The sequence below is a fragment of the Paenibacillus forsythiae T98 genome (assembly GCF_000520735.1).
Lineage (GTDB): Bacteria > Bacillota > Bacilli > Paenibacillales > Paenibacillaceae > Paenibacillus_AQ > Paenibacillus_AQ forsythiae.
Genome location: NZ_ASSC01000815.1, coordinates 1 through 1,312, shown reverse-complemented (window position 1 = coordinate 1,312; position 1,312 = coordinate 1). Strand labels below are relative to the sequence as shown.

Below are 1,312 nucleotides of genomic sequence, written 5' to 3'. Positions count from 1 at the left end.
CAAAAAAGCCGATTGTCGTCACCGGCTGGACGCCGCACTGGATGTTCGCCAGCATGGACCTCAAATATCTGAAGGACCCCAAGGGCGTCTATGGCGGCGATGAGCAGATTCATACATTGGCCCGCAAAGGATTGAATGACGATCAGCCGGATGTCCACAAGTTCCTGGACCAGTTCCAGTGGACGCCTGACGATATGGCGAAGGTGATGATCGCCATCCAGGGCGGACAATCTCCGGAGGAAGCGGCCAAGGCATGGGTGGAAGCCAACCCGGACAAAGTGAAGGAATGGACGAAGGGAATTGAGTAAGCTTGCCTGACGGGAGCCTTCAAGCTGCTGTGGGCCGACAGGTATTTTACAGCGGATTAATAAATATGCTATGATTAGAAAACTTAGGCTGCATGATGAGCCATAACGACTGCTCGTTTACAAACACCCCATACGGGGTGTTTTCTTTAAAATATAAGAATGTATACGTTTCACGCGCTTGCGTATTTGGTCACGCCGTCAGGCGCTTCTTCCTGGAAATATCCGAATCGGATCAGAGGCAGGGCTGTAAGGCAAGGAGCACAGAGAGGAGAGCGATGCATGACGGACATGGTAAACGCCTGGATTGACTGGCTGCTCCAGACGCTGGGCCTTAGCGGACCCGCAATTCTCCTGGTTACAATTCCGCTTGCGTTCCTTCAGAGCCTGTTTGGATTTTTCCCGTTTGTCATACTGATCGTGCTGCATGTCTCGGTATTCGGTGTAATCTGCGGGATGCTGGCCAGCTGGCTGATCTGCAACGCGGGAGGACTGTTCGTATTTTATCTGTCCCGGAGGTATTTGTTCCATTGGTTTGACCGAAGATGGGGCAGAAGACTGAAGCGCTACGACAAATGGCAGCGTTATTTGAACCGTTACGGTATTTGGACGCTGCTGCTGCTCCGGACAATACCTATTATTCCCAATAATATAATTAATATTATGTCCGCGGTGTCGCCGCTGCATCTCCCGGCCTTTTTGTGGGGGACGGCGCTTGGAAATCTGTCCTATATTTGGCTGTTTGGCACGATCAGTTCCTCGCTTATCGTTCCAAGAGAAGAATGGGGCTTCTATCTGACCGGTTACGGGATGTTCATCATCGTGCTGCTTGCCGTCTTCATCTGGAAGCATTGGGGACATCTGCAGGAGGATAAGCGGGAGCGGGCGGTTTGATCTATTTACATAAAAAATGTTCGAAATTGAACGCTTGTCCGACGCGCCGTGCGGGATAAGCGTTCTTCTTTTTTGGGCTGGCCGCGAATACGATACAGTAGAAGGCGGCTTGA

2 protein-coding genes are annotated in these 1,312 nt (G+C 51.3%); both read left to right on the top strand.

Translation table 11 applies throughout. The annotated features are described in order from the left end of the window. Positions 1-308, top strand: a 308-nt coding sequence (locus L692_RS0124980; RefSeq protein WP_025702641.1) for a glycine betaine ABC transporter substrate-binding protein, incomplete at its 5' end; no start/stop codon positions are given. A 279-nt stretch (positions 309-587) separates the two neighbouring features. Next, complete coding sequence (locus L692_RS0124975) at positions 588-1,199, top strand: TVP38/TMEM64 family protein (protein WP_025702640.1); 612 nt, start codon at positions 588-590, stop codon at positions 1,197-1,199. Positions 1,200-1,312: the final 113 nt, after the last annotated feature.

What these genes read in the sequence shown, in the direction of transcription:
- L692_RS0124975 (WP_025702640.1), top strand. Translation starts at nt 588, where the DNA reads ATGACGGACATGGTAAACGCCTGGATTGACTGGCTGCTCCAGACGCTG.